The 21,293-nt window shown below is 60.7% G+C and carries 21 protein-coding genes and 1 pseudogene; 13 read left to right on the plus strand and 9 right to left on the minus strand.

Features of this window, described 5'->3' with window-relative positions:
- Positions 1-62 precede the first annotated feature (62 nt).
- Genes fepC through fepD form a run of 3 tightly spaced genes read right to left on the minus strand, consistent with a single transcriptional unit; the run spans position 63 to position 2,847 of the window.
- Positions 63-857, minus strand: a complete 795-nt coding sequence (fepC, locus tag URZ40_RS22085; protein WP_163330495.1) for an iron-enterobactin ABC transporter ATP-binding protein — start codon at positions 855-857, stop codon at positions 63-65.
- Complete coding sequence (gene fepG, locus URZ40_RS22090; RefSeq protein WP_320721157.1) at positions 854-1,843, minus strand: iron-enterobactin ABC transporter permease; 990 nt, start codon at positions 1,841-1,843, stop codon at positions 854-856. The genes fepC and fepG overlap by 4 nt, the downstream gene beginning before the upstream one ends.
- On the minus strand, positions 1,843-2,847 hold the full coding sequence (gene fepD / locus URZ40_RS22095) for a Fe(3+)-siderophore ABC transporter permease (RefSeq protein ID WP_320721152.1): 1,005 nt from the start codon (positions 2,845-2,847) through the stop codon (positions 1,843-1,845). The genes fepG and fepD overlap by 1 nt, the downstream gene beginning before the upstream one ends.
- Positions 2,848-2,955: 108 nt before the next feature.
- Between fepD and entS the strand changes: the two genes are divergently transcribed.
- Positions 2,956-4,191 carry an enterobactin transporter EntS gene (entS, locus tag URZ40_RS22100; RefSeq protein WP_316380965.1) on the plus strand — a complete coding sequence of 412 codons (1,236 nt, stop codon included), beginning with the start codon at positions 2,956-2,958 and terminating at the stop codon, positions 4,189-4,191.
- Between the two features lie 83 nt (positions 4,192-4,274).
- Here entS and fepB read toward each other — a convergent pair whose 3' ends face one another.
- Positions 4,275-5,234, minus strand: a complete 960-nt coding sequence (gene fepB / locus URZ40_RS22105) for a Fe2+-enterobactin ABC transporter substrate-binding protein (protein WP_316380964.1) — start codon at positions 5,232-5,234, stop codon at positions 4,275-4,277.
- A gap of 187 nt (positions 5,235-5,421) precedes the next feature.
- On the opposite strand from fepB, the gene entC reads away from it, so the two are divergent.
- From entC to URZ40_RS22140, 7 genes are all read left to right on the plus strand, one after another.
- A complete protein-coding gene (gene entC / locus URZ40_RS22110) occupies positions 5,422-6,597 on the plus strand; it encodes an isochorismate synthase EntC (protein ID WP_316380962.1) in 1,176 nt (391 codons plus the stop codon).
- A gap of 9 nt (positions 6,598-6,606) precedes the next feature.
- Positions 6,607-8,217 (plus strand): (2,3-dihydroxybenzoyl)adenylate synthase EntE, encoded by a 1,611-nt coding sequence (gene entE, locus URZ40_RS22115; RefSeq protein WP_320721153.1) that lies wholly within the window; start codon positions 6,607-6,609, stop codon positions 8,215-8,217.
- Positions 8,218-8,227: 10 nt separating this feature from the next.
- Complete coding sequence (locus URZ40_RS22120) at positions 8,228-9,082, plus strand: isochorismatase (RefSeq protein ID WP_116341264.1); 855 nt, start codon at positions 8,228-8,230, stop codon at positions 9,080-9,082.
- Positions 9,082-9,834 (plus strand): 2,3-dihydro-2,3-dihydroxybenzoate dehydrogenase EntA, encoded by a 753-nt coding sequence (entA, locus tag URZ40_RS22125; RefSeq protein WP_320721154.1) that lies wholly within the window; start codon positions 9,082-9,084, stop codon positions 9,832-9,834. The genes URZ40_RS22120 and entA overlap by 1 nt, the downstream gene beginning before the upstream one ends.
- Complete coding sequence (entH, locus tag URZ40_RS22130; protein ID WP_116341260.1) at positions 9,834-10,247, plus strand: proofreading thioesterase EntH; 414 nt, start codon at positions 9,834-9,836, stop codon at positions 10,245-10,247. The genes entA and entH overlap by 1 nt, the downstream gene beginning before the upstream one ends.
- 149 nt (positions 10,248-10,396) lie before the next feature.
- Positions 10,397-12,502, plus strand: a complete 2,106-nt coding sequence (cstA, locus tag URZ40_RS22135; RefSeq protein ID WP_163330488.1) for a pyruvate/proton symporter CstA — start codon at positions 10,397-10,399, stop codon at positions 12,500-12,502.
- A gap of 116 nt (positions 12,503-12,618) precedes the next feature.
- On the plus strand, positions 12,619-12,816 hold the full coding sequence (locus tag URZ40_RS22140; RefSeq protein ID WP_006809671.1) for a YbdD/YjiX family protein: 198 nt from the start codon (positions 12,619-12,621) through the stop codon (positions 12,814-12,816).
- On the opposite strand, the gene URZ40_RS22145 is transcribed toward URZ40_RS22140, so the two are convergent.
- From URZ40_RS22145 to URZ40_RS22160, 4 genes are all read right to left on the minus strand, one after another.
- Positions 12,813-13,217, minus strand: a complete 405-nt coding sequence (locus tag URZ40_RS22145; protein ID WP_316380957.1) for a helix-turn-helix transcriptional regulator — start codon at positions 13,215-13,217, stop codon at positions 12,813-12,815. The genes URZ40_RS22140 and URZ40_RS22145 overlap by 4 nt on opposite strands.
- A complete protein-coding gene (locus URZ40_RS22150; protein WP_316380956.1) occupies positions 13,198-13,494 on the minus strand; it encodes a type II toxin-antitoxin system RelE/ParE family toxin in 297 nt (98 codons plus the stop codon). The genes URZ40_RS22145 and URZ40_RS22150 overlap by 20 nt, the downstream gene beginning before the upstream one ends.
- A gap of 183 nt (positions 13,495-13,677) precedes the next feature.
- Positions 13,678-14,421, minus strand: coding sequence for a 3-oxoacyl-ACP reductase family protein (locus tag URZ40_RS22155; protein WP_316380954.1), 744 nt, complete (start codon positions 14,419-14,421; stop codon positions 13,678-13,680).
- A 57-nt stretch (positions 14,422-14,478) separates the two neighbouring features.
- Positions 14,479-15,567 carry an oxidoreductase gene (locus URZ40_RS22160; protein WP_316380952.1) on the minus strand — a complete coding sequence of 363 codons (1,089 nt, stop codon included), beginning with the start codon at positions 15,565-15,567 and terminating at the stop codon, positions 14,479-14,481.
- 158 nt (positions 15,568-15,725) lie between these two features.
- Between URZ40_RS22160 and URZ40_RS22165 the strand changes: the two genes are divergently transcribed.
- The 5 genes and pseudogenes from URZ40_RS22165 to URZ40_RS22185 all read left to right on the plus strand — a co-directional run.
- On the plus strand, positions 15,726-17,228 hold the full coding sequence (locus URZ40_RS22165; protein WP_320721155.1) for a sugar ABC transporter ATP-binding protein: 1,503 nt from the start codon (positions 15,726-15,728) through the stop codon (positions 17,226-17,228).
- A complete protein-coding gene (locus URZ40_RS22170; RefSeq protein WP_232935925.1) occupies positions 17,225-18,220 on the plus strand; it encodes an ABC transporter permease in 996 nt (331 codons plus the stop codon). Before URZ40_RS22165 ends, URZ40_RS22170 begins: the two co-directional genes overlap by 4 nt.
- A gap of 19 nt (positions 18,221-18,239) precedes the next feature.
- Positions 18,240-19,304, plus strand: coding sequence for a sugar ABC transporter substrate-binding protein (locus URZ40_RS22175; protein WP_116341243.1), 1,065 nt, complete (start codon positions 18,240-18,242; stop codon positions 19,302-19,304).
- Complete coding sequence (locus URZ40_RS22180) at positions 19,301-20,542, plus strand: LVIVD repeat-containing protein (protein WP_320721156.1); 1,242 nt, start codon at positions 19,301-19,303, stop codon at positions 20,540-20,542. The genes URZ40_RS22175 and URZ40_RS22180 overlap by 4 nt, the downstream gene beginning before the upstream one ends.
- 103 nt (positions 20,543-20,645) lie before the next feature.
- Positions 20,646-20,861: pseudogene (locus URZ40_RS22185) on the plus strand (serine hydrolase); the annotation flags it as partial.
- Between the two features lie 49 nt (positions 20,862-20,910).
- Here URZ40_RS22185 and URZ40_RS22190 read toward each other — a convergent pair.
- Positions 20,911-21,288, minus strand: coding sequence for a hypothetical protein (locus URZ40_RS22190; RefSeq protein WP_320721158.1), 378 nt, complete (start codon positions 21,286-21,288; stop codon positions 20,911-20,913).
- Positions 21,289-21,293: the final 5 nt, after the last annotated feature.

The raw sequence follows: 21,293 nt of genomic DNA on the forward strand, positions 1-21,293 counted from the left end.
CGCCTTACCCGGCCTACGGGAGCCGAGTGTAGGCCGGGTAAGGCGTAGCCGCCACCCGGCAATTACCGCCGACCTAACGGCACCACCAGCGGCGTGCCCGCTACCGGATCGTCAATAATCATGCAGCGCATGCCGTAGATCCTCTCGATCAGATCCGGCGTCACAATCTCTTTCGGCGCGCCCTGCGCCACAATCTCACCGTCTCGCAGGGCAATCAGATGCGTGGCGTAGCGGCACGCCTGGTTTAAATCGTGCAGCACCGCCGCCAGGGTATACCCCTGCGTGCGATTCAGCTCGCTCAGTAGCTCCAGCAGGTCAATCTGATGGCTGATGTCGAGCCAGGTCGTCGGCTCGTCCAGCAACATGATGGAGGTCTCCTGCGCCAGCACCATCGCGATCCACGCGCGCTGACGCTGCCCGCCGGAGAGTGTGTCCACGCTTTGCCGGGCGAGATCGGTAATTCCCGTCGCCTGCATCGCGCGGTTCACCGCCTCGTCGTCCTCTTTGCGCCAGCGGGTAAACAGCGGCTGGTGCGGGTAGCGCCCGCGTGAGACCAGCTCCTGCACCGTGATGTCTCCCGGCGTGGTGGCGTTTTGCGCCAGCAGCCCGATGCGCCTGGCCACCTCTTTGCTGGCGAAGCGCTGGATCTGCTCCCCGTCGAGGAACACGCTGCCCTCAGCCGGCGTCATCAGGCGGCTCAGCGTGCGCAGCAGAGTCGATTTACCGCAGCCGTTCGGCCCGATAATCGCGGTGAAGTGGCCGTCCGGAATGGCAACGGATAAGTCACGGGCAATGATTTTTTTGCCGTAGCCGAGGGTGAGGTTTTCGCCGCGCAAGCGGGTGGTTGAATCTGTCATTTCTTGCGTGACTCCTGAACGAGCAAGACGATGAGGTAAATCCCGCCGAGGCTGACGGTCACTACGCCCACCGGCAGTTGATAAGGCATAAACAGCCGCTGGGCGCAGAGATCGGCGGCCAATAGCAGCAGCGCGCCGCACAGCGCTGCCTGGGTTAATCCCCACCTCGCCGTTCCGCTAAGACGGCGGGCGATGTGCGGTGCCACGAGGGCGATAAACGAGATCGGCCCGGCGATCGCGGTGGAGGCGGCGGTCAGCAGTACGGCGACCAGCATCAGCATCAGGCGCGAGCGCTCGACGCCCACGCCCAGTGCGCAGGCACTGTCGTCGCCCATCTCCAGCAGGCGCATACGTCGCACCAGCAGCAGCGCGCCGATAAACATCAGCACAATCAGCGGCGCGGCGGGCCAGGTTTTGCCCCACGTCAGGCCGTTGAGGGAACCGGCGTACCACAGCCCCGCGGAGAGCGCGGTTTCCAGCGAGGCCTGCAGTAAAAGCCAGGTGTTAAAGGCCATCAGCATGGCGCGGATGCCGATCCCGATGACGATCAGGCGGAAGGTGTCGATGCCGTTGCGCCAGGCCAGCGCCCAGATCAGTAAGGACGTCAGAATGCCGCCCGCCATCGCCGTAAAGGTAATCGCCGTCAGGTGCTGACCAAACAGCACCATCGCCACCAGCACGCCGCTCCAGGCCCCGGTATTGAGGCCCATCACGTCCGGGCTGCCGAGCGGGTTGCGCATCAGCGACTGGAATATCGCACCGCTCACGCCGAGCGCCGCGCCGACCAGAATCGCCATCGCCACGCGCGGCAGTCGCCACTCCGTCACCACCATGGTGATATTGCGCGGCGCGCTGCCGAGCAGGGCGTTAACCACCTGAGTAAAGTCGAGCGACACCGCGCCGCTGCGCAGGCTCCAGACCGCCAGCAGCAGAATGGCGAGAAGCAGCAGCGAGACGCTGGTCAGTAAACGGCGGGACGGGGCCATCATGCGCCACCTCCGCGTTTACGACGAACCAGGAAGATCAGCACCGGCGCGCCGATAAAGGCGCTGACCACCGAGACGCGCAGCTCGCCGGGCACCAGCAGGCGGCCCAGCACGTCGGCAAACAGCAGCAGGGCAGGGGTTGCAAGCAGCGTCACCAGCAGCGACCAGCGGTGATCCGCCCCTACCAGCCAGCGCGCCATGTGCGGCATCATCAGACCGATAAAGGCGATCGGGCCGACCACGGCGGTCGCGCTGCCGCAGAGTACGGTGATGGCGAGCAGACCAATCAGCTGCGTGCGCGCCACCCGATTGCCGAGGGCGGTGGCGGTGTCGCTGCCGAGGCTCAGGCTGTTGAGCGATCGGCTCAAAAACAGCGTCACGGCGGCAGCGATAGCGACCGGGATCGCCACCACTTTCAGCGTGTCGAGGGTGCGGATATCCAGCGAGCCAGCCTGCCAGAAGCGCAGCTGGTCGTAGACGTCCGGGTTGAGCAGGGCGATGCCGTTGGACAAGCCTTCCAGCACCGCCGCGAGCGCCACGCCCGCAAGCGTCAGGCGTACCGGACTCAGCTGCCCGCCGCCCTGGCTCCCGGTAAAGGCGACGACCAGCGAGGCGGCCAGCGCGCCGCAGAAGGCCATCACCAGCTGTTCAGAGGGCGACGTCAACCCGAACAGCGCCGCGCCGAGCACGATGGCAAAGCTGGCGCCGGAGTTGACGCCGAGAATGCCGGGGTCCGCCAGCGGGTTGCGGGTAAGGGTTTGCATCAGGGCACCGGCAAGGCCAAGCGCGCCACCCGCCAGCAGCCCGGCAAGCGTGCGTGGCAGTCGGGCGTCGAGCACGATAATGCAGTCTGCGCTCTGGCAGGTGCCGGTAAGCGCATCAACGATAACGGACGCGGGCAGCGGCTTCGCGCCGACCAGCAGGCTGAGTGCAACCGCAAGGCTCAGGAGCAGCAGTAAAACGGGCGCGGCAGCGGTGCGCACCGCAGAAGAGGAAAACGACATAGCAACATCCATGATTTGATAATGATAGTGATTATCGTTATCTATCTTATTTGGCTATGTTAGCATGTGCGCCCATTGAATGGGTAGAAATAGACTCAAGGCTTTGTCATGAATCAAAAATCCTGGCTGCTCAACCTCAGCCTGCTGAAAACGCACCCGGCGTATCGCGCCGTTTTTATCGCTCGCTTTATCTCTATTTTATCCCTCGGGCTGCTCGGCGTGGCCGTGCCGGTCCAGATCCAGACCATGACGCACTCCAGCTGGCTGGTGGGGTTATCCGTCACCTTAACCGGCGGGGCGATGTTCATCGGCCTGATGGTCGGCGGCGTGCTGGCGGACCGCTACGAGCGTAAAAAGCTGATCCTGCTGGCGCGCGGCACCTGCGGCGTGGGCTTTATCGGGCTGTGTCTGAACGCGATGCTGCCGGAGCCGTCGCTGATTGCCATTTATGCCCTGGGGCTGTGGGACGGCTTCTTCGCCTCGTTAGGCGTGACGGCGCTGCTGGCGGCAACGCCCGCGCTGGTCGGGCGCGAGAATCTGATGCAGGCGGGGGCGATCACCATGCTCACCGTGCGCCTCGGCTCGGTGATTTCACCAATGGTGGGCGGCCTGCTGCTGGCGACTGGCAACGTGGCGTGGAACTACGGGCTGGCGGCGGCGGGGACCTTTATCACCACGCTAACGCTGCTGCGCCTGCCGCTGCTGCCACCTCCGCCGCAGCCGCGCGAGCATCCTCTGAAATCGCTGATGGCCGCGATTCGTTTTCTGTTCAGCAACCCGCTGATTGGCGGCATTGCGCTGCTCGGCGGCCTGCTGACGATGGCGAGCGCCGTGCGCGTGCTCTACCCGGCGCTGGCGGGCGAGTGGCAGATGAGCGCCTCGGAGATTGGCGTGCTGTACGCCGCCATTCCGCTCGGCGCGGCGTGCGGGGCGCTGACCAGCGGCAACCTGGCGCAGAGCGCGCGTCCGGGGCTGATTATGCTGCTTGCCACGCTGGCCTCGTTTATCGCCATCGGCTTCTTTAGCCTGATGCCGGTGTGGGCGCTGGGCGTACTGTGCCTGGTGATTTTCGGCTGGCTGAGCGCCATCAGCTCATTGCTTCAGTACACCCTGATCCAGACCCAGACGCCGGAAGGCATGCTCGGGCGCATTAATGGCCTGTGGACGGCGCAGAACGTCACGGGCGATGCGATTGGCGCGGCGATCCTCGGTGGGCTGGGGGCGATGATGACCCCGGTGGCTTCGGCGAGCAGCAGCGGGTTTGTATTGGCAATTATTGGTGTGATTTTATTAATGACGTTGGCAGAATTGCGCCGATTCAGGCAGGAGAGTGCTCCGGTGTGATTTGCCGGGTGGCGGCTGCGCCTTACCCGGCCTACATTTTGCACCCGTAGGCCCGGTAAGCGAAGCGCCACCGGGCGCAGCCGTTACCCAAAGAGTGCTTCTAAACGCTGTAATACCAACATCGCGCTGTAATAATCCAGGCGGAACGTCTCGGTTCCCAATGCCCAAACCCGTTTGTTTTTCACCGAAGGTAGATGCGCCAGCAGCGGGTTGGCGTAAATCGCATCCACGTCTTTCTGGTCGCCGGCAAACACAAACAGCCCTTCGCCGTTCAGCCCAGTCGCCAGGTTTTCCCCACCCAGCTGAATAATGTCGTGGCGTTTGCCCTGGCTTTTTGACGTGTGCAGCCCGGCGGGCAGAGCGGCCAGCGTAAAGCCCAGCTGGTGCAGCAGCTTGCCCTGCGCCGATTCCGCGGTCCACAGGTTGGCGCTGTGCGCGGCGGCGGTGTAGACGATGGCGTTCACCGGCTGCGGCGGCAGCTTCATCTGCTGTTTCACCTGCGCGAGCTGTTTATCAAACTCGGCAATGCGCCCGGCTGCCTGTTTTTCCTGTCCGGTGATGCTGCCCAGCTGGGTCAGTAGCGCCTGCCAGCTCTTGTCGTCGTAGTTAATGATAAGCGTCGGGGCGATGGCGGAGAGCTGATCGTACAGCGCCAGCGCGGAATCCCCGCCGGTGGCGCCGATCAAAATCAGGTCCGGCATTTGCGCCGCTACCGCTTCGGCGCTCGGCTCGCCGATGTACAGCCGCGCAACCTTACGCTGTTTCGCAATATCGCCCCACTGGCGCAGAAAACCTTGTGCATCCGCCACGCGGTTGTTCGGCGTGGTTGCGCCGCTGGCGATGACCGGCGCGTCAATTGCCAGCAGGGAGCCGGTTAAGGTCACGCTGGTGGAGACAATGCGCGTCGGTTTGCGCTCCAGCGTATGCACGCCGCGGCTGTCGGTCACCTGGCGCGGCCAGTCTGCGGCGGTGGCTGAGGTTAGTCCTAAAACAAAAAGTCCTGTCAAAAAGAGGGCATTGCGGCAAACGGCAGGGAATTTCACTGAGCGGCATCCTGTTTTTGTTGAAGATAATGCTTCTCATTTTCATGGTTGTGAGGGAGGGATGCAAGCGTTTGTCGCACAAGTCTTTACCCGATGGTTGACAGCGGGGCGATGTGGGATTAGGTTAGCCGACGAAAATATAAATGATAATCATTATTGCTTCTTTTATCATTTTGAGGAGGATGATATGGACACGTCCCTGGCTGAGGAAGTTCAGCACGCCGCGACCACGCTGCAATCAGACAGCTTTTTCTTTATGTCGCCTTATCGCAGTTTTACTACCTCAGGCTGTTTTGCCCGCTTCTCTGAACCTGCCGTCGGCGGCGACGATCCGGCAGGGCACTTCCAGCAGAAATTCGCCCAGGCTTTCCGGAATGCAAAAGCCAGCGGCATCGCCCATCCCGTCATGGTAGGGGCCATCCCGTTTGATACCCGCAAGCCGTCGTCACTGTTTATTCCGCAACGCTGGGAGACGTTTTCCCGTCCTGCGCGTCAGCAGTCCGCGCGCTATTTCTCCGGCGCGCAGGCGCTGAAGGTGGAACAGCGCACCGAGATCCCCGCTCAGCCCGTTTTTGAAGAGATGGTCGCCCGCGCCGCGTCGCTGACCGCCACGCCGCAGGTGAACAAGGTGGTGCTGTCGCGTCTGATTGATATTGCCACCGACAAACATATAGACAGCGGCGCGCTGATGGAGCGTCTGATCGCCCAGAACCCGGCTAGCTTTAACTTCCACGTGCCGCTGGAAGACGGCGGCGTGCTGCTCGGCGCCAGCCCGGAACTGCTGCTTCGCAAAGAGGGCAGGCACTTTAGCTCTCTGCCGCTGGCAGGCTCCGCGCGCCGTCAGCCGGACGACGTGCTGGATCGCGAAGCGGGTAATAAGCTGCTGGCTTCCGAAAAGGACCGTCACGAGCACGATCTGGTCACCCAGGCGATGAAGGCCATTCTGGCTCCGCGCAGCCACCATCTCAGCATGCCTGATTCTCCTCAGTTGATTACCACGCCGACGCTGTGGCACCTGGCGACGCCGGTTGAAGGCGACGCGCGCGAGAACGAAAACGCCCTGACCCTGGCCTGCCTGCTGCACCCGACCCCGGCGCTGAGCGGCTTCCCGCATCAGGCGGCGAAAGAACTGATCGCCGAGCTGGAGCCGTTCGACCGCGAGCTGTTCGGCGGCATCGTCGGCTGGTGCGACAGCGAAGGCAACGGCGAGTGGGTGGTAACCATCCGCTGCGCGCGTCTGCATAAAAACACCGTTCGCCTGTTTGCCGGTGCGGGCATTGTCCCCGCCTCCTCGCCGGTGGGCGAGTGGCGCGAAACCGGCGTGAAGCTCTCCACCATGCTCAACGTGTTTGGCCTGCACTAAGGAACACTCATGACCATTCCCTTTACCCGCTGGCCTGAGGAATTCGCACGGCGCTACCGCGAAAAAGGCTACTGGCTGGATCTGCCGCTGACCCACATCCTGACGGACCATGCGGACAGCGATGCCGTGGCGATTATCGACGGCGATCGGCGCATCACCTACCGCGCGTTTCATCAGGCGGTGAACAATCTGGCGTCCGCCCTTCAGGCGCAGGGGCTGCACCGCGGCGAGACCGCGCTGGTGCAGCTCGGCAACGTGGCCGAGTTCTACATCACCTTCTTCGCGCTGCTGCAGATCGGCGTCGTGCCGGTGAACGCGCTCTTTAGCCATCAGCGCAGCGAGCTGAACGCCTACGCCGTGCAGATCAAACCCGCCGTGCTGATCGCCGATCGCGACCATGCCCTGTTCGCGGGCGATGATTTTCTTAATACCTTCGTGGATGAACACCGCTCGGTTCGCGCCGTGCTGCTGCGCGGCGATAAGGGCGCACATGCTCTGGAAGCGGCGACTGTGCGTCCGGCGGACAACTTCATTCCGAACCCGACGCCCGCCGACGAAGTAGCGTTTTTCCAGCTCTCCGGCGGCAGCACCGGCACGCCGAAGCTGATCCCGCGCACGCACAACGATTACGACTACAGCATCCGCCGCAGCAACGAGATCTGCGGTATCACCGCCGAAACGCGTTACCTGAACGCGCTCCCTGCGGCGCATAACTATGCCATGAGCTCGCCGGGATCGCTGGGCGTCTTCACGGCAGGCGGTTGCGTGGTGCTGGCGAACGATCCGAGCGCCACGCTCTGCTTCCCGCTGATTGAACAGCATCAGATTAACGTCACCTCGCTGGTGCCGCCTGCTGTCAGCCTCTGGCTTCAGGCGATTGCCGACGGGGCGGGCAACGCGCAGCTTAAATCACTGAAGCTGCTGCAGGTGGGCGGCGCGCGTCTGTCCGCCACGCTTGCGGCGCGTATTCCGGCGGAAATCGGCTGCCAGCTTCAGCAGGTGTTCGGCATGGCGGAAGGCCTGGTGAACTACACCGCGCTCGACGACGCGCCGGAGCGCATCATCAACACTCAGGGCCGTCCGATGTGCCCGGACGACGAAGTGTGGGTGGCGGACGAGGACGGCAACCCGCTGCCGCGCGGTGAGGTCGGGCGTTTGATGACGCGCGGACCGTATACCTTCCGCGGTTATTTCAACAGCCCGGAACACAACGCCAGCGCCTTCGACGCAGACGGCTTTTACTGCTCCGGCGATCTGATCGCCATTGACGAGCAGGGCTACATCACCGTACAGGGGCGTGAGAAGGATCAGATCAACCGCGGCGGCGAGAAGATCGCCGCCGAAGAGATCGAAAACCTGCTGCTGCGCCACGAAGCGGTGATCCACGCCGCGCTGGTGAGCATGGAGGACAGCCTGCTGGGCGAAAAAAGCTGTGCGTATCTGGTGGTGAAACAGCCCCTGCGCGCGGTCGAGGTGCGTCGCTTCCTGCGCGAGCAGGGCGTTGCCGAATTTAAGCTGCCGGACCGCGTGGAGAGCGTGGATGCGCTTCCGTTAACGCCGGTCGGCAAAGTCGATAAGAAACAGCTGCGCCTGTGGCTTGCTGAACGGGCACAGGGCTGAGGAACAGAGTATGGCCATTCCAAAATTAACCGCTTACGCGCTGCCGACTGCCGCAGAGCTGCCGACCAACAAGGTGAACTGGAGCTTTGAGCCGGAACGCGCCGCGCTGCTAATCCACGATATGCAGGAGTATTTCCTGAACTTCTGGGGCGAAAACAGCGCGATGATGCAGCAGGTGGTGGCGAACATCGCCAGACTGCGCGCCTGGTGCAAAGCGCACAACATTCCGGTGTACTACACCGCCCAGCCGAAAGAGCAGAGCGACGAAGATCGCGCCCTGCTGAACGACATGTGGGGGCCGGGCCTGACCCGCTCACCGGAGCAGCAGCGCATCGTCGCTGAGCTGACCCCGGACGAAGCGGACACGGTGCTGGTGAAGTGGCGCTACAGCGCGTTCCACCGCTCGCCGCTGGAGCAGATGCTAAAAGAGACGGGCCGCAACCAGCTGCTGATTACCGGCGTTTACGCCCATATCGGCTGTATGACCACCGCCACCGATGCCTTTATGCGCGACATCAAGCCGTTCTTCATTGCCGACGCGCTGGCGGATTTCACCCGCGACGAGCACCTGATGTCGCTCAACTACGTGGCAGGACGCTCGGGCCGCGTGGTGATGACCGACGAACTACTGCCGTCCGTTCCGGCCTCGAAAGCCGCGCTACGCGAGCTGATCCTGCCTTTACTGGACGAGTCCGACGAGCCGATGGATGACGAAAACCTGATCGACTACGGTCTGGACTCGGTGCGCATGATGGCGCTGGCCGCCCGCTGGCGCAAAGTGCACGGCGATATCGATTTCGTGATGCTGGCAAAAAATCCAACAATCGACGCCTGGTGGGCGCTGCTCTCCCGCGAGGTGAAGTAATGCGTTTTGATTTTACCGGCAAAACCGTCTGGGTAACGGGCGCGGGGAAGGGGATTGGCTACGCGACGGCGCTGGCGTTTGCTGAGGCGGGCGCAGAGGTGACCGGGTTCGACCAGGCCTTCCCGCAGGGCGATTACCCCTTCGCCACCGAGACGCTGGACGTGGCGGATTTTGCTCAGGTCAGCGATACGTGTGGCCGTTTGCTTAATACCCTCGAACGTCTGGACGTGCTGGTCAACGCGGCGGGCATTCTGCGTATGGGGGCGACGGACCAGCTCTCGCAGGAGGACTGGCAGCAGACCTTTGCGGTCAACGTTGGCGGCGCGTTCAACCTGTTCCAGCAGACGATGGGCCAGTTCCGCCGTCAGCAGGGCGGGGCGATTGTCACTGTGGCATCCGACGCGGCACACGCGCCGCGCATCGGCATGAGCGCCTACGGTGCCTCGAAAGCGGCGCTGAAAAGCCTGGCCCTGACCGTCGGGCTGGAGCTGGCGGGCAGCGGCGTGCGCTGTAACCTGGTGTCGCCGGGCTCAACGGACACCGACATGCAGCGCACCCTGTGGAAAAGCGACGATGCGGAGCAGCAGCGTATTCGTGGCTTTGGCGAGCAGTTCAAGCTCGGTATTCCGCTGGGCAAGATTGCCCGTCCGCAGGAGATTGCCAGCACGGTGCTGTTCCTGGCATCCGATGCCGCCAGCCATATCACCCTGCAGGATATTGTGGTGGACGGCGGCTCCACGCTGGGGGCCTGATGATCTGGAAACGTCATTTATCGCCTGAAGAACTGAACGCCACCAGCGTGAACACCCTTGTGGCACATCTGGGCATCGTTTATACCCGCCTCGGGGACGACACGCTGGAAGCGGAGATGCCGGTGGATGCGCGCACCCATCAGCCGTTTGGCCTGCTGCACGGCGGGGCGTCGGCGGCGCTGGCGGAAACGCTGGGCTCAATGGCCGGTTTTCTGATGACCCGCGACGGGCAGAGCGTGGTGGGCACGGAGCTGAACGCCACGCACCATCGCGCCGTCTCTCACGGTAAGGTGCGCGGGGTGTGCCAGCCGCTGCATCTGGGGCGTTCGAGTCAGAGCTGGGAGATCGTGGTATTCGACGAACAGGGGCGGCGGTGCTGCACCTGTCGGTTGAGTACGATGGTGCTGGGGTAGGCCATTCGGCTGAAAGTGATCGGCTTAACACTGTGGTGTAAATCTCTGGTTTGACCACGCATTATTGCGTTTCAAAGTTGTTAAATTTTATCCGTTGTTCTAGAAACAAAATGTAACATCTCACTGTTTCACAACAACGGATAACAGCTATGAACAACTCAGGGAAATACCTTACATGGGCGGTGCTCTCCGTTGTGGGAGCCTTTGCCCTGGGCTATATCGCCCTCAACCGGGGGGAACAGATCAATGCGCTCTGGATCGTCGTCGCCTCCGTCTGCATTTATCTGATCGCGTACCGTTTTTATGGCCGCTATATCGCCAATACCGTGCTGGCGGTTGACGGCACGCGCATGACGCCTGCCGTGCGCCACAATGACGGTCTGGACTATGTGCCGACCGACAAAAAAGTGCTGTTCGGTCACCATTTTGCGGCGATTGCCGGGGCGGGTCCGCTGGTGGGGCCGGTGCTGGCGGCGCAGATGGGCTACCTGCCGGGGATGATCTGGATCCTCGCGGGCGTGGTGCTGGCGGGGGCGGTGCAGGACTTTATGGTGCTGTTCGTCTCCACCCGCCGCGACGGCCGTTCGCTGGGCGAGCTGGTGAAAGAGGAGATGGGGGCAACCGCCGGGGTGATTGCCCTCGTGGCGACCTTTATGATCATGGTGATCATCCTCGCGGTGCTGGCGATGATCGTTGTGAAAGCGCTGACCCACAGCCCGTGGGGGACCTACACGGTTGCCTTCACCATTCCGCTGGCGCTGTTTATGGGGATCTACATACGCTACCTGCGCCCGGGCCGCATCGGTGAAGTGTCGGTGATTGGCCTGGTGTTCCTGGTGTTTGCGATTATCTCCGGCGGCTGGGTGGCGGAAAGCCCGACCTGGGCGCCGTTCTTCGACTTTACCGGCGTACAGCTGACCTGGATGCTGGTGGGCTACGGGTTTGTGGCGGCGGTGCTGCCGGTGTGGCTGCTGCTGGCCCCGCGTGACTACCTCTCTACCTTCCTGAAAATCGGCACCATCGTCGGGCTGGCGATTGGCATTCTGATTATGCGTCCGACCCTGACCATGCCGGCGCTGACCAAATTTATCGACGGTACCGGTCCGGTCTGGACCGGCAACCTGTTCCCGTTCCTGTTTATCACCATCGCCTGCGGCGCGGTGTCGGGCTTCCACGCGCTGATTGCCTCCGGGACCACGCCGAAGATGCTGGCGAATGAAAATCAGGCCTGCCTGATTGGCTACGGCGGCATGCTGATGGAGTCCTTTGTGGCGATTATGGCGCTGGTTTCCGCCTGCATTATTGACCCGGGCGTGTACTTCGCGATGAACAGCCCGATGGCGGTGCTGGCCCCGGCCGGAACCGCTGACGTGGTGGCCTCTGCCGCGCAGGTGGTGAGTGGCTGGGGCTTTGCGATTACTCCGGAAACGTTGACGCACATTGCTGATGAGGTGGGCGAACAGTCGATCATCTCCCGTGCGGGCGGAGCGCCTACGCTTGCGGTGGGCATGGCCTACATCCTCCACGGCGCGCTGGGCGGGCTGATGGACGTATCGTTCTGGTATCACTTCGCCATACTTTTTGAGGCGCTGTTTATCCTGACGGCGGTGGATGCGGGAACCCGTGCGGCGCGCTTTATGCTGCAGGACCTGCTGGGGGTGATCTCCCCGAACCTGAAGCGTACCGACTCGCTCCCGGCTAACCTGCTGGCGACAGCGCTGTGTGTGCTGGCGTGGGGCTACTTCCTGCACCAGGGCGTGGTGGATCCGCTGGGCGGGATTAACACCCTGTGGCCGCTGTTCGGTATCGCCAACCAGATGCTGGCAGGCATGGCGCTGATGCTCTGCGCGGTGGTGCTGTTCAAGATGAAGCGCCAGCGTTACGCCTGGGTGGCGCTGGTGCCCACCGCGTGGCTGCTGATTTGTACCCTGACGGCGGGCTGGCAGAAAGCCTTCAGCCCGGACAACAAGGTGGGCTTCCTGGCGATCGCCAACAAGTTCCAGGCGATGATCGACAGCGGTAAGATCCCGGCGCAGTACACTGAGTCCCAGTTGTCGCAACTGGTGTTTAACAACCGTCTGGATGCCGGGCTGACCATCTTCTTTATGGTGGTGGTCGTGGTGCTGGCGTTGTATTCTCTCAAGACCGCGCTGGCGGCTTTGAAAAACGATAAGCCAACAGCGAAAGAGACGCCGTACGAGCCAATGCCTGAAAACCTGGAAGAGATTGTCACCCAGGCGAAAGGGGCGCATTAATTTAACCAAATATACCCCTCACCCTAACCCTCTCCCCAAAGGGGAGAGGGGACTTTTAATACCCTCTCCCCTTTGGGGAGAGGGCCGGGGTGAGGGGAACATGCGAGAAACGACCTATGTTCGACACCCTTTCCAAAGCAGGTAAGTACCTGGGCCAGGCCGCCAAAATGATGATTGGTGTGCCGGATTACGACAACTACGTCGAGCATATGCGCGTCAACCATCCGGACCAGACGCCCATGACCTACGAAGAATTTTTCCGCGACCGTCAGGATGCCCGCTACGGCGGCAAGGGCGGGGCGAAGTGCTGTTAACCCTCTTTAGGTAAATAGAGGCTGATTTGCTCCTGTTTACAGCCGTAGATGGCCGCCAGCTTTTCACGGGTGCGCTTTTGCGGTCTGGAGTCCAGCGCTTCCAGCTGTGACACGGCAGACTGGCTGATGCCGAGTTTCTCAGCCACCTCCTGCTGGGACATGCCGCGCAGGATACGCCACGCGGCCTGCAGGCTGACGTTCTGCCAGGTCATGATGCTGCACACTTCTCCGGGCAATTCCACGTCATCATAGCAATCGTGTTCGACTTCAATATCCTCCAAATCGTCGTCGGTTTCGTCGTCAATCTCTGCCATCTGTAAGCACATACGAAAGTATTCGTCATAGGGCATGACCACGAACTGTGTTTTCCCATTATTGTCCTTAATCAGCTGAACAGCCATAGGGAGCTCTTTCCTCATGCAGGTAAGTGGTTGATGTTCTACGTTTAACGTCCACAACATAACAATCGTTATCCGGATCGTCCCGCAGCGTAATAAGGATGCGGTAATCGCCTACGCGTAACCGGTAATGATTTTCTAAAACCGATATTTTTATGATATCGGGGCGGGGAGCCGAGCGGTCATCCAGTTCAGCCAGTTTTGTTTCAATGCGTTGTCGAAAGCGACTATCAATTCGGGACAACGACTTCTTTGCTACCTTTGACCACACAATCTTCATCCGTACCTCCACTGTATGCCCACACAAAACATAAGGAAATAATAAGACTATTAGATAAATTCTGAATTTCTAATGGCCTACTGTAGAGCGGAGAAAAAACGGGAGAAAGCGGCAAAACGCGAACCGTCGAGAGCGCTCGGGAAGGCCTCTGCCGGGCGACAGAGGCTTGCAGAAAATATGCGATCAGGCGTTCAAACCGCCGTCTACGTCCAGACCGGTACCGGAGATCTGACTAGCAGCCGGGCTGGCAAGGAAGGTGACCGCCGCCGCGACGTCTTCCGGCTGGCCGTAATGGCCCAGGGCAATAAGCTGACGCTGAGCGTCAGCCTGTTCGCCGTCTTCCGGGTTCATATCGCTGTTGGTCGGGCCGGGGTGCACCAGGTTAACGGTAATGCCGCGCGGCCCTAAATCACGGGCCAGTCCGCGGGTGAGGGAGTTAAGGGCAGATTTGGTCATCGAGTAAACGGCAATGCCCGGCTGCGCCACGCGGTTTGCCAGACAGCTGCCGATGTTGATGATGCGCCCGCCGTCGGACATATGCACCAGCGCTTCCTGAATGGCGATCACCACGCCGCGGATGTTGACGTTGATAAGGGCGTCAATGTCCGCCAGCGTCATGGACTCCAGCGGGCCGCCGCGCGCGATCCCGGCGTTGTTGACCAGAATGTCCAGCCCGCCAAGGGAACGCGCCGCATGGGTGACGGCATCCTGAATCGCCTGCGCGCTGGCGCTGTCCGCCTGCACGGCTTCGCTGTGCCGTCCCAGCGCCTTAATCTCATCGGCGACCGCCTGGGCTTTATCGGCCGATTTTTCATACGTAATAATCACATCCGCACCGGCGCGCGCCAGCGAGAGTGCAATTGCCCGGCCCAGCCCGCGGCTGGCGCCGGTAACCAGCGCCTTTTTACCTGTTAAATCGATCTGCATGATGACCTCGTTACGAGAGTGGTAAGAATCATCATTAGGTATAGCCCGTCGGCGCGATTAACGGCTGAAGGATTCCACTTTCTCAAACGCGGCGCGCAGAACGTCAGGCGTTAGCGCAACCGGCAGATAGTGAATCGACTCCACCGGACGCAGGGTGTGGGCAATGACCTTATCCAGCGCTTCCCGGTTATTAATGTCGACCTCCAGCTCGTGAAGCGTGGTCGGCAGGTTAAAGCGCTTGTACGCCGCCATCAGCTGCGCCAACACGTCGTCCTGGCCGAGCAGGGCGCTCTGCACCAGAATGCCGTAGGCCACCTTGGTGCCGTGCAGGTATTTTTCCGTCTGCGGCAGCACGGTTAATCCGTTGTGTACCGCATGCGCTGCCGCCACGCGGGTGTAGCGTTCGCCCAGGCCGCCGACCATCCCGCCGCCTGCGATAATTGCATCCACCACGTCCCGGAACGCCTGCGTCTGTTCGCCGCGCTGCTGGTCGGCCAGCGCTTGCTCACTGTGTTCCAGCAGTACGTCGCGGATCGCCAACGCACCGTTGATGCCCAGCCGCACGGTCAGCGGCAGATTTTCAGGCTGCGGGGCAAGCACTACCGCCTCATACCACTTCGCCAGCGTATCGCCGATGCCCGCCAGTAGATATTCCTCCGGGGCGTTAAGGACGATCTGCGGCTCCACCAGCACCAGGAAGTTGGCGTCGTCGAAGATCTCAAAATGCAGCGCCTGACCGGCATCGTTGTACCAGACGGAGAGCGGGGTCCACGCCGCGCAGGTGGCGGCAATGGTAGGGATGCCCACAAACGGCACCCCTAAGCGGCGCGCCACGGCCTTGACGGTATCCAGTACCGCGCCGCCGCCGATGCCAATCACCACGCTGGCGTCGCTGCCGGACTCGTTCACCAGATGGGTGACGTCGCGCTCGCTGCAGTGGCCTTTAAACAGCAGGTGTTTCGCCCCCGGCGCGTTAAAGCTCTCCGGCAGGAACGGGCGCGCACCTTCGATAGCGCGCTCGCCGTAGATCCATACCGCGCGGGAAAGCTGTTCCGGGGTAAAGAAGTTATCCAGCTGCGCAAGGCTTCCGGGATGAGAGAAGTAGTTCGCCGGGCCGGGCACGACGCGGATATCGGTGTTGCTCATGGTGTTGTCCTTTTTAGCAAGCGCTAACCCGATGTTATGTCTGGACATCCGGATGGCTAATAATATTTCGCTTTAAGTTATGCCTTTTCCGTCGTTGTCAGTCAACCGGAGCTGTGAAAAATTCGATAAATCAGAAGAGTAATGAAGGATTTACGCGGATGGTTTCCAGTCGCCTTGAAATGCGCGGTATCAGCCTGGCCTTTTCCGGTTTTCAGGCGCTGTCGTGCGTGAATTTCACCTTAACCGGCGGGTCGGTACATGCGCTGACCGGTGCCAACGGCGCGGGGAAATCGACCCTGATGGCGGTGCTGTGCGGCACGCACGACCACTATGAGGGCGAGATCAGCATCAACAATCAGCCGGTGAGCATCCGTGAACCGCTTGATGCCAAACGGCTGGGGATCCACCTCGTACAGCAGGAGGTGGATGTGGCGCTGATCCCGGGGTTAAGCATCGCTGAAAACATTATGCTCGACCAACTGGCGCTGCCGGGGCATCGTTTCAACTGGCGCGGCGTCAGCCAGCAGGCGAGGCAGGCGCTGGCGCAGCTTGACGTTACGCTGGACGTGCGCCGTTCCATCGACAGCTGTTCGCTGGCCGAAAAGCAGCAGATTTTGCTGGCGCGCGCCTTGTCTCATCACTGCCGTTTTTTGATTCTTGATGAACCCACCGCGCCGCTGGACGCGCACGAGAGCGAGCGTCTGTTTACGGTGGTGAGACGTTTAAAGCAGCAGGGCATCGGCGTGGTGTTTATCTCCCACCGCATTCACGAGCTGAAGGCCATCTGCGACACCTTAACGGTGCTGCGCGACGGCAGGCTGATCGAATCCGGCCCGATGGCCGATCTTAGCGGCGAAGCGATCGTCGAGAAGATGCTCGGCCACGTGCTGAGCGATATCTATCCGCCCGCGCGGCCCCCGCACGGCGAAGAGACGCTGCTGCGCGTTGAGGGGCTGCACGACGACGCGCTGCTGAAAGATATCTCCCTGCACCTGCGCAAAGGCGAAATCCTCGGGATTGCCGGGCTGGCGGGGGCGGGGAAAACCGAACTTTGCAAGGCGCTGTTTGGCGCCACCAAAAGCCGCGTGGCGCGCGGTGAGCTGAATCATCAGTCCTGGACGCCGCGGGACCCGGCGGATTCGGTGATGCGCGGGCTGGCGCTGGTGCCGGAGGAGCGGCGCAAAGAGGGCATTTTTATCGACGAGCCGGTGAGCATGAACCTTGCCGTGTGCGCCGATAACAGCTTTTCGCGCTGGGGCCTGTTCGGCCATCGTCAGGCGTGGCGCTGGGCGGAAGAGGTGATTGCCCGCGTCGGCGTGCGCGCGCGTGGGCCGGGGCAGGTGCTGCGCCGCTTATCCGGCGGCAACCAGCAGAAGGTCGCCATCGGCAAGTGGCTGCGCAATGACGCCAGCGTGCTGATATTCGACGAGCCGACCAAGGGCGTGGACGTGAAGGCCAAAACCGACCTGTTCCAGCTGATTGACGGCCTGGCGCGCGAGGGCAAAGGGGTGATTTACGCCTCGGGCGAATTTGCTGAACTGGTGGGATTGTGCGACCGCATCTGCGTGCTGTGGGACGGGCGTATCGTGGCGGAAATCGCCGGGGCGGAGGCCCGCGAAGAGACACTACTTTATTATTCAACCGGAGGAACGGCGTCGTGAGCAAGGCCCTTTCAGTAACGGCGGCAGCGTCTGGCCGTCAGCAACTTTTTGATTTTCTCTACAGGTGGGGCATGCTGTTAACCGTCGTCGCGCTGGTGGCCGTCTTTGGCCTGGCGTCGGACAGCTTCCTCGATCCGAACAACATCATCAACATTCTGCGCTCGATTGCCATCGTGACGGTGATTGCCGTTGGCGTGTCAATTTCGTTGACCGTTGGCGGGTTCGATCTCTCCGTGGGCTCCACCGCGTCGCTGGCGAACGCGCTGGTGATTTCCCTTTTCGTCTGGCACGGCTTTGGTACCACCGAGTCGATTCTGATCACTCTCGCGCTCTGCACGCTGGTGGGGCTGTTTAACGCCTTTCTGATCGTCATCCTGCGTATTCCGGACATGCTCGCGACGCTTGCCAGCCTGTTCGTCATTCAGGGCGTGGCGATGACCTACAGCTACGGCGGGTCGATTACCGAGAACATGGTGCTGCCGAGCGGCGATATGGCGGAAGGGACCATTCCGGCGGCGTTTAGCCTGCTGGGGCAGGTGCCGACCATTGTGATCGTCATGCTGGTGGTGACCGTGCTGGCGCAGCTTGGCCTTTCGTTGACCACTCACGGACGCCGGATGTACGCCATCGGCGGCAACCCGGAAGCGGCGCGCCTCTCGGGCATTCGCACCACGCGCTACAAGGTGGCGGCCTACGTGATTGCCTCGCTGCTGGCGGGGCTGGGCGGCATTCTGCTGGCCTCCCGCATTGGATCGTCGCAGGTGAATGCGGGCGGCGGATACCTGATGGATGCGGTGGCGGCGGCGTGGATTGGCTTCTCGCTGGCAGGCTCCGGCAAGCCGAACGCGCTGGGAACCCTGGTCGGGGCGGTCATTCTCGGCGTGCTGTCGAACGGGCTGGTGATGCTCTCAGTGCCGTATTATGCCATGGACATTATAAAAGGGCTGGTGCTCGCGGTGGCACTGGCGATTACCTACATACAAAAACGCTGACAACACAACGGGATAAAAAATGAAAAAGATTGCACTCTCTTTGGTGGCACTTGGATTGCTCACTGCTCTGCCGGGCTTCGCGGCCACGCCCGCGCCGCTTCCGGCGGCCATTGCCAACCATGACGGCCCCATTCGCATCGCGGTGATCCGCAACCTGGGCTCGGATGACAACACCACGCAGTTTGTTGCCGGGGCGATTCAGGAAGGGAAAAAGCTCGGCTTTAAGGTCAGCACCTTTTTAAGCAACGGCGATGACGCCAAATTCCAGGACTTCGTTAACCAGGCGATCAGCCAGAAATATGACGGGATTATTCTCTCTCAGGGGCGCGATCCGTACTCCACCGCGCTGGTGAAGAAAGCGGTGGATGCCGGTATCAAAGTTGCCGTCTTTGATACCGCCGTTAACGGCGAGATCCCGGGCGTGACCGTCACCCAGCAGGACGACGCCTCCCTGACGAACCTCTCTTTCGGCCAGCTGGCGAAAGATTTCAACGGCAAGGCGAATATCGTCAAGCTGTGGGTCGCGGGCTTCCCGCCGATGGAGCGCCGTCAGGCAGCCTATAAAGCGCTGCAAAAGCAGTACCCGGATATTAAAGAGCTGGAGTCCATCGGCGCCGTCTCCTCTGATGTGCAGGGCGATACCGCCAACAAGGTGGGTGCGATCCTGGCGAAATACCCGAAGGGTAAAATCGACGCCATCTGGGGCACCTGGGACGCTTTTAGCCAGGGCGCGTATAAGGCGCTGAAAGAAAATGGACGCACCGAGATCAAGCTCTACAGCATCGACATCTCCAACCAGGATCTGCAGCTGATGCGCGAACCGGGCAGCCCGTGGGCAGTGAGCGTGGCGGTGGATCCGAAGCTGATTGGCGCGACTAACGTGCGCCTGATCGCCAATAAGATTGCAGGAGAAGCGACGCCAGCAACTTACGATTTCAAAGCGGCGGCCATTCCGCAGGCGCTGCTGACCGCCCAGCCAGGGGCGGTGAACGTGGCGTCTCTGGGGAAAATCATACCGGGCTGGGGCCAGACGGAAGATTTCATCGCGCCGTGGTTTGCGACGCTGGAAGCGAAAAATAAATGAGCATGCTTCCTACGCCAGAATACAGCCGCAATATGCGGCTGATTGGCCATAGCGACCAGGGCGGCCGCCCGGACGGCGTGCAGCTGATGGTGCATCGCGGCTTCGCCTATATCGGCCATATGGTGTCGCAGGGCTTTTCGATTGTTGACGTGCGCGACCCGAAAAACCCGAAAGCGGCGGGCTATGTGCCCGCGCCGCCCGGCACCTGGAACGTGCACCTGCAGGCGCATGACGACCTGCTGCTGGTGATTAACGCCCGGGATCTGTTTGCCGATGCCCGCTTTGCCGACGAGAAGGTCTACTACACCCGCCAGGTGGGGGAGACCGTCAGCGACGTGCAGGACAAAGGCTGGAGCGCCGGGCTTCGAGTGTTTGATATCTCCACACCCGACAGGCCGCACGAAATCGGCTTTCTGTCGCTGAGCGGCATCGGCATTCACCGCATCTGGTACGTTGGCGGGCGCTGGGCCTACGTGTCGGCGCTGATCGACGGCTTTACCGACTACATCTTCCTGACCATCGACCTGGCGGACCCGCGAAAGCCCGAGGTGGCGGGGCGCTGGTGGCTGCCGGGGATGAACCAGTCCGCAGGCGAACAGCCGAACTGGCCTGAAGGGAAACGCTACGCACTGCACCACGCGATTATCGCGGGGGATACCGCCTACGGCAGCTGGCGCGACGGCGGCCTGGCGCTGCTGGACGTGAAGGACCGCACCCGGCCGAAGTTGATTAGCCACCGCAACTGGAGCCCGCCGTTTGGCGGGGGAACTCACACCGCGCTGCCGCTGCCGGACCGCGATCTGCTGGTAGTACTGGACGAAGCGGTGCTGGATAACCAGCAGGACGGCGAGAAGCTCATCTGGCTGTTTGATATCCGAGAGCCGTCGAACCCGGTAAGCATCTCGACCTTCCCGCAGCCGGATGAAACCGACTACGTGGCGAAAGGGGCGCACTTTGGCCCGCACAATCTGCACGAGAACCGGCCGGGGAGCTTTGTCAGCTCGACGCTGATTTTTGCGACGTATCAGAACGCGGGCGTGCGCGCATATGACATTTCCAACCCGTATCGCCCGGTGGAAACCGGGGCGCTGGTGCCCGCCGCGCCGGAGAGAATGATGGACACGCGGCCGAATCGCCCGCAGGTGATCCAGTCGTGCGACGTGTTTGTGGACGCGCAGGGAATTATCTACAGCACGGATTATAACGGCGGGCTGTCGGTGATTGAGTATCTGGGGTGAGTGCGGTTGTTGCCCCTCACCCTGACCCTCTCCCACAGGGAGAGGGAATTAGCAGAAGGAATACAATTCAATACCTGCATTTTCAATGGGTTACGAGGAAATCGAACGAAAGATAAACGTTAATGATCTGGTTTCGAAATATATTCCGGGTTTCAGCGACTCACCTAGCGATGCAATTAAAGGTAAAAATGCCCTTCGCATAACTGATATTCTTCATCATACTGCCGGGTTTCCTGCTGACCCACAATATCCTAATCAAAAAGTAGCCGGGGATTTATTTTCTCAGGATAAAGCCACTACGCTGGAAATGATTAAGAAAAAATAAAGATATAAATAAAAAAAGGGACTCGTTAAAGTCCCTTTTTTTATCAAATGAATGCTTCAGAACACATTGCGATAGCCATTGCTGATATAGAAATAACCCAAAGTGCCGCTTCGATTTTGAACCCAAAAGTTAGCTCTCTAGGTAAATGGCGTATAAAATTATATGCTTCAATACTCATATCATGATTAGTTACCCGGTTGTAGGGAAATATCAGGCTTCCCATTATAAATCCAATTTTTGCATGATAAGCACTCGGTGTACCTATTAAACTGGCATTTTTAGACATTCTTGCTGTTAGCGGTAATTGACCAAATTGCTGTTCATATAATTTAACTATTTCAGTATAATTATCTTTGTTGATTACATATGAAATAAATAACAAAAATAAAAAACTCAATAGAAAAACCACTATTGAAGGTATATCTA

It is taken from the genome of Enterobacter sp. 296B2 (assembly GCF_034106185.1).
In the GTDB taxonomy this organism is placed as follows: Bacteria; Pseudomonadota; Gammaproteobacteria; order Enterobacterales; family Enterobacteriaceae; genus Enterobacter; species Enterobacter cloacae_N.